This is a genomic window from Streptomyces sp. SID14478, assembly GCF_010548525.1.
Taxonomy (GTDB): Bacteria; Actinomycetota; Actinomycetes; order Streptomycetales; family Streptomycetaceae; genus Streptomyces.
On record NZ_JAAGMG010000413.1, the window covers coordinates 1 to 1,013 of the forward strand.

The 1,013-nt window shown below is 72.8% G+C and carries 1 protein-coding gene; it reads right to left on the reverse strand.

The features are described 5' to 3' along the window. Window positions 1-159: 159 nt before the first annotated feature. Window positions 160-1,013, reverse strand: an 854-nt coding sequence (locus tag G3I40_RS13500) for a 3-oxoacyl-ACP reductase (RefSeq protein ID WP_164302401.1), incomplete at its 5' end; no start/stop codon positions are given.

The following is a 1,013-nucleotide window of genomic DNA, read 5'->3' on the forward strand; positions in this document are numbered from 1 at the left end:
GGATCCGCCGGTCAGGGCGAGCAGCCCGAACCGCGGGGGCGGCACCGAGGGGCCCGCGCCGACGAGGCGTAGGTACCGGCGCGTCACGCAGAGCGCACCGCACGAAGGGCCCGGCGGGAGCCGGGCCCTTCGTCGTGCCGTGCGGACCGCGGGAGCGGCTCAGCCGTGCTTGAGGCCCAGGACCTCCGCCGCCGCGAACGTCTCGTTCGGGGGGCGGTCCTTGTAGTGCGGGGTGAGCAGCGCGTCGAGTTCGTCGTACGTGAACACGTCCTTGGCGGTGTCGAACTTCGCCTGCACCCGGGGCCGGTCGACGACGGCGACCATTCCGCCGTGCACGACGAGGAGCTGGCCGTTCACGTTGGCCGCGGCCGGCGCCGCGAGGTAGCCGACGAGCGGGGCGACGTGCTCGGGGGCCAGCGGGTCGAGGCTCTCGTCGGCCGGCTCGGCGAACCCGGCGAAGACGTCCTGCGTCATCCGGGTGCGGGCCCGTGGGCAGATGACGTTGGCGGTGACGCCGTACTTGGCGAGCGCCAGCGCCGTGGACGTGGTCAGCCCCACGATGCCGCCCTTCGCGGCCGCGTAGTTGGGCTGTCCCGCGGAGCCGGCGAGGAACGCCTCGGAGGACGTGTTGACGATCCGGCCGTAGACGGGACCGCCGGCCTCCTTGGAGCGTTCGCGCCAGTGCCGGGCCGCGAAGTGGGTGGTGTTGTAGTGGCCCTTGAGGTGGACGTGGATGACCGAGTCCCACTCGTCCTCGGTCATCGAGAAGATCATCCGGTCCCGCAGGATCCCGGCGTTGTTGACGAGGATGTCGAGCTGGCCGTACGTGTCGATGGCCAACTGGACGAGCTGTGCGGCTTGTTGGTGGTCGGCGACGTCACCGGTGTGCGCGGTGGCCGCGCCGCCTGCCGCGCGGATCTCCTCGGCGACCTGTGCGGCGGGGCCGGCGTCGGCCCCGCCCGAGCCGTCCCGGCCGGGCTGGCCGAAGTCGTTGACGACCACGTTGGCGCCCA